Raw genomic sequence first — 5,020 nt, forward strand, 5'->3', positions numbered from 1 at the left:
TGGGCAAAGTTGATCAATTTCATAACACCGTACACCATCGAATAGCCCAGTGCCACCAGTGCATAGAACGAACCGATGGTCAGGCCATTTATCAACTGTTCAAAGAACGTGGCCATGGTGACCTCGCTTCAATCAGGATTTGAGACTACGGTTGATGGACGACAAGTTTTCCGTCGGCTGCAACTTCGTACATCTTGTAGGGAACGTCCTTGCGGTCGCCCTGTGCGGTGAAGAGGGTAGGGCCGGTGACGCCTTCCACTCCGGTCATGTTCGTGTGCATGGCGGTGGCGATAGCATCTGCATCAGTGGAATTGGTCTTGCCGATGGCGCCCACAATGGCGTACAAGGCGTCAGCAGCGTAGACTGGCCACGGGCTGGATGGGAGTGCGTTGAACTTCTGCTGATACAGGTCACGGAACTGCCCAGCAATGGTGGTTGTGACATCGGTGACCAGAGGCTCCTGTGTCATGAGAGCGCCCTTGGCCACATCAAGACCGGCGATTTTGACGAAGTCATCATTGATGGCGGCATTTCCACCAATAAACGGGCAGGTCAGCCCGGCATCGCGTGCCTGGCGGATCAGCAGGCCGGCTTCGGGGTAGTAGCCAGTGAAGTACCATACATCAGGCTTGGTATCGCGCAGCTTGGTGACGGCAGCCGAAAAGTCCTTCTCACCAGGAGTGATGGCGTCATAGTAGACGATTTCGGTCTTCTTTGCATCAAGGTACGGCTGGAGTGCCTTCTTGGCTTCCTCGGCGACACCCTTGGCGAAGGTGCTGTTGTCGTGCATGATGGCAATGCGCTTGGCACTCATCGTTTCGACGGCGTACTTGGCGAAGAACAAACCCTGGGCATCGTCGCGGCCGCAGGTCCTGAAGAAGTACGTGCGCTGCTTGTCCATGGTCAGACCGACCGCGGTGCAGCCATAACCTACCGAGACCATCTTGTTCTTCTCATAGATGTCTGCGGCCGGCTGGGTGACGGAAGACCCGTAGCTGCCGATGACGGCGACAACCTTCATCGAGACGGCCTTCTGGGCTGCGATTGCGCTGTCTTTGGGGTTGGAACCGTCATCAACGACCGTGACGGCGATCTGACGTCCCAGGACACCACCGGCTTTGTTGATAAGTTCAGTGGCAACTTCGACCGACTGTTTTGCCATTTGACCTTCGTAGGCATAATCACCAGTGATGGGAGCTTGCAGTGCTATCTGGATGGGCCCGGTGGTACCGGTTTTCTTGGCACAACCGGAAAGGAAGAGTACTGCGGCAAGCATACAAACCAGTAGGACTGATACGGTCTTTCTCATTCTCTTACCTCCTGTTTCTCGCGCGAATGTGGTGAGATCGATATCGTCGTGCACGAGCTTTTTCGGTAGAGCCTGTGGTACCGTACCCTTTTGTCGGAGTCTGTTTTTCTGTTGTGCCTCCTGGAACCATAGTTCTTTATCATGTTGATAGATGTCTGGGAAAATACAATATCAAGTCGCCCGTCAAGAGGGAGACTATGAAGAGTCGACTAACTGTACTTCCTTATTGTGACCATGCTGCGGGTTTCCATGGGTCGTGCAGCCTGTCGTTTTTTCACTGGCTTGTAGAAAAAAGCGTGTGTGGTTCTATACTGCAAGTGTAAAAAGTCAATTCGCATCGGAGAGGTGAAAAAAGTGGAAGACAATCGTATTGCCACGCATCCGATCCTTGCGTGGAACCGGGGAAATCCGGTGCACGTTACGTACGACGGCAAGGAGATCGCCGCTTATCCCCAGGAAACAGTAGCGATGGCTCTGTATGCATCCGGCGTGAAACAGTACAGTACTTCCTCCCGATTCTACCGTCCCAGAGGCATGTTCTGCGCCATCGGAAAGTGCTCATCCTGCATGATGCGTGTTGACGGTATCCCCAATACGCGTACCTGCGTCCTGCAGGTCCGGGATGGGATGGAGGTCGAGACGCAGCACGGCGACGGCAAGTTCCCCGACGTGCAGGCTGCCATGAAGGGCGTGAAGGAGAAGGATGCAGAAGTCCTCGTCGTCGGCGGTGGGCCTGCCGGACTGGAAGCGTCTCTCTGGGCGGCCAAAGCTGGTGCGCAGGTCACGTTACTGGACCAGAACCCCCAGTTGGGTGGTCAGCTGGTCAAGCAGACGCATAAGTTCTTCGGTTCGGCGAAGGAGAATGCCGGTACGCGTGGTGTCACCATCGCGAAGAAGCTGATCGAGCAGGTGACAGCCATGCCCAATATCACGGTGTACAGCGGCTTCACTGCGTTTGGATGGTTTCAGGGCGCTGTCTGTGCCGCCGACCAGGACCATGCGGTTCTCTTCCACCCTCGCAAGGTCATCGTCGCTACGGGCGCAGCCGAGAAGATGCTCATGTTCAAAAACAACGACATGCCTGGCGTCTTCGGGGCGGGAGCCGCGCAGACGCTGATGAATGTCTATGGCATCAAGCCCGGCAACAAGGTCCTGATGGTCGGTGCGGGCAATGTCGGCCTCATCGTCAGCTACCAGCTGATGCAGGCCGGCATCGAGGTCGTCGCGGTCATTGAGGGCGCGCCACGCGTTGGCGGGTATCTCGTCCATGCCAGCAAGATTGCCCGGAACGGCGTCCGCATCATGACGCGTCATACCGTGCTGGAAGCGGTCGGCACCGACCACGTCGAAGCGGCGATCATCGCCGAGGTTGACGAGAAGTGGCAGCCGATTCCTGGCACCGAGCAGCGCATCGAGTGCGACACGATCTGTCTGTCTGCGGGACTCAAGCCTTCCACCGAGCTTCTCGAACAGGCAAAACTGGATCTCGCCTATACGGGTGAGCTGGGCGGCTGGGTCGCCAAGCGCAACTGGGCGATGCGTACCAGCAATCCCGACATCTTTGCCGCAGGTGACGCCTCCGGCATCGAAGAGGCCTCCACTGCCATGATGGAAGGCAAGATCGCAGGACTCCAGGCCGCGTACGACCTTGGACATGTGGATGTGCCGGTCGAAGAGCAGAAGGAGACCAGGCACAACCTGGACGACCTCCGGGCTGGACCGTTCGGTGCCAAGATCTGTATCGGACTCAAATGTGTCGAGGTGCTTGAATGAGCCACTTTGAAACTGGAATCATCGATATCACATATCTGCGCGAGAACGGCTTTCTCCCTCCCGAAGAGCGTGAGAAGAAGGGACCAGTCGCTGTCATCGAGTGCATCCAGGAGATCCCCTGCAACCCGTGTGTCAGCGCCTGCAAGTTCGATGCCATCATTATGGATGGCATCAATGGCATCCCGCACGTCGACTTTGCCAAGTGCACGGGATGCATGAGCTGCCTCAAGGTTTGCCCCGGTCTTGCTATCTTCATCCATGACAAGTCGAAGGCGAAGCCGTCGGCCACGGTTCCGTACGAATATTTGCCGCTGCCCGTTAAAGGTGGCACGGTTACACTGCTTGGTCGCGACGGAGCTTCGCTGGGAAGCGCGACGGTGAAGTCTGTCCTGCCTGCCGACAACGTCAGCAGGTCATCGCTCATTTCTGTCGAATTCGACGATCCTGCTCTCTGTGAGCAGGTGCGCAACATCAAGGTGGGGTGACGACATGACCAGAGAAGACGAGAAGACGATTGCCTGCCGGTGTGAGGACATCTCCGTGCAGGAGATCAAAGACGCCATCCACGAAGGCTATGCCGACCTGCAGTCGCTCAAGCGCTACTCCAAATTCGGCCTCGGACCATGCCAGGGCAAGACGTGTATCCTGCTTGCAGCACAGATCCTCGCGCGCGAAACGGGCCGGACGCTCGACCAGATCATGACCCCCACGACGCGTCCTCCGATCGATCCCGTGCCCATCGGTTTCTTCGTGAAGGGCAAGGAGGTGGACGATGAGAAGTAAGTACGATTGCGTCATTATCGGTGGAGGCATCTCGGGGCTCGCTATTGCCTACGAACTTGCCAAGAGGGGTTACAAGGATGTCGCGGTCCTGGACGAGTGCTACCTGGGCAGTGGTTCTACCGGCCGCTGTGGTTCAGGTATCCGCGCCCAGTTCACCGGACCTGATCAGATTACCCTGCTTCGGGAAGCTGAGGAGATGTGGGCGCATATGTCCGACGAGCTGGGGTACGACATCCACTTCAAGGCGTGCGGCTATCTTTTCCTGTGGGACACGCCGGAACTCGTGGAGAAGGCGAAGCAGAACGTCGCATTCCAGAACAAGCACGGCGTCATGAGTCGTATCGTCGACCGCCAGGANNGGCATGGCCTTCCCCTTCGACACTGTCACCGGTTACGCGCAAGCGGCGCGGCGCCTGGGGGTGGACATCCTGACTACGACACACGTATTTCAGCTGGAGACGACCCCCGCTCACACGTTCACCGTACATACGACCCAGGGCAANNNNCGACTGGACAAACACCAGATCATGGCGACTGAGCCTCTCGAGCAATTCCTGGGCCCCATGCTGGTCAAGGGCTCACTCTACTATTTGCAGACATACCGCGGCAACGTCGTGGGTGGCACTGACACCGGCGACAAGAACGCTACGGACGTCGAGTCAACGTTCGAATTCCTCACCAAATTCGCCAGTGAGGCGACCGAGATCGTGCCGCGCCTCGCCGGTGTCAAGCTGATGCGTCAGTGGGCAGGCTACTACGTCGTCTCACCCGACGCCCACCCCGTGCTTGGCCCTATCGACGAGGTCCCGGGCTTCTTCCAAGCCAACGGTTACTCGGGCCATGGCTTCATGATGGGTCCTATCGTCGGCAGGCTGCTGGCTGAGTATGTCGCCGACGGCAAGCCCAGCATCGACATCGAACACTACAACTTCCGCCGCTTCGCCCGTGGCGAGCTCCTTGTCGAGAAGGCCGTCATCGGCTAGGATACGTCGCAACACTACATGAATCGAGGAAGAGGGCTTCTGTCTTCTCCCTCTGCCATTCCGGGGCACTATGGGAGCTCGCCGTTCTTGCGCGTTTACCCGGCAGGCATACACTGAGCGTGTGCCGAGCATGTTTCAGACTGGGCCTTGGCGCGGAGGCAGGATATGGGGA

At 57.7% G+C, this 5,020-nt stretch carries 6 protein-coding genes and 1 pseudogene; 5 read left to right on the plus strand and 2 right to left on the minus strand.

Going from position 1 to position 5,020, the window contains the following annotated elements:
- Both SMC5_RS11615 and SMC5_RS03350 read right to left on the minus strand, forming a co-directional pair.
- Positions 1-116: pseudogene (locus SMC5_RS11615) on the minus strand (branched-chain amino acid ABC transporter permease); the annotation flags it as partial.
- A gap of 29 nt (positions 117-145) precedes the next feature.
- Positions 146-1,309, minus strand: a complete 1,164-nt coding sequence (locus tag SMC5_RS03350; protein ID WP_119119585.1) for a branched-chain amino acid ABC transporter substrate-binding protein — start codon at positions 1,307-1,309, stop codon at positions 146-148.
- Positions 1,310-1,654: 345 nt separating this feature from the next.
- On the opposite strand from SMC5_RS03350, the gene SMC5_RS03355 reads away from it, so the two are divergent.
- The 5 genes from SMC5_RS03355 (at position 1,655) to SMC5_RS03375 (ending at position 4,848) form a co-directional block, all read left to right on the plus strand.
- Complete coding sequence (locus SMC5_RS03355; RefSeq protein ID WP_207799019.1) at positions 1,655-3,082, plus strand: FAD-dependent oxidoreductase; 1,428 nt, start codon at positions 1,655-1,657, stop codon at positions 3,080-3,082.
- The gene (locus SMC5_RS03360; protein WP_119119587.1) at positions 3,079-3,567 is read left to right on the plus strand and encodes a 4Fe-4S binding protein; all 489 of its coding nucleotides are present in this window, start codon (positions 3,079-3,081) and stop codon (positions 3,565-3,567) included. The genes SMC5_RS03355 and SMC5_RS03360 overlap by 4 nt, the downstream gene beginning before the upstream one ends.
- A 4-nt stretch (positions 3,568-3,571) precedes the next feature.
- Positions 3,572-3,865 (plus strand): (2Fe-2S)-binding protein, encoded by a 294-nt coding sequence (locus tag SMC5_RS03365; RefSeq protein WP_119119588.1) that lies wholly within the window; start codon positions 3,572-3,574, stop codon positions 3,863-3,865.
- A complete protein-coding gene (locus SMC5_RS03370; protein WP_119119590.1) occupies positions 3,855-4,403 on the plus strand; it encodes an NAD(P)/FAD-dependent oxidoreductase in 549 nt (182 codons plus the stop codon). Before SMC5_RS03365 ends, SMC5_RS03370 begins: the two co-directional genes overlap by 11 nt.
- Positions 4,393-4,848, plus strand: coding sequence for an NAD(P)/FAD-dependent oxidoreductase (locus tag SMC5_RS03375; protein WP_165848952.1), 456 nt, complete (start codon positions 4,393-4,395; stop codon positions 4,846-4,848). The genes SMC5_RS03370 and SMC5_RS03375 overlap by 11 nt, the downstream gene beginning before the upstream one ends.
- Positions 4,849-5,020 lie beyond the last annotated feature (172 nt).

It is taken from the genome of Candidatus Cryosericum odellii, from assembly GCF_003570935.1.
GTDB lineage: Bacteria > Caldisericota > Caldisericia > Cryosericales > Cryosericaceae > Cryosericum > Cryosericum odellii.

Excerpts from the sequence above, each read along its gene's own strand:
- SMC5_RS03350 (WP_119119585.1), bottom strand. The coding sequence starts at position 1,309 with ATGAGAAAGACCGTATCAGTCCTACTGGTTTGTATGCTTGCCGCAGTA.
- SMC5_RS03375 (WP_165848952.1), top strand. The coding sequence starts at position 4,393 with ATGGCGACTGAGCCTCTCGAGCAATTCCTGGGCCCCATGCTGGTCAAG.
- SMC5_RS03365 (WP_119119588.1), top strand. The coding sequence starts at position 3,572 with ATGACCAGAGAAGACGAGAAGACGATTGCCTGCCGGTGTGAGGACATC.
- SMC5_RS03360 (WP_119119587.1), top strand. The coding sequence starts at position 3,079 with ATGAGCCACTTTGAAACTGGAATCATCGATATCACATATCTGCGCGAG.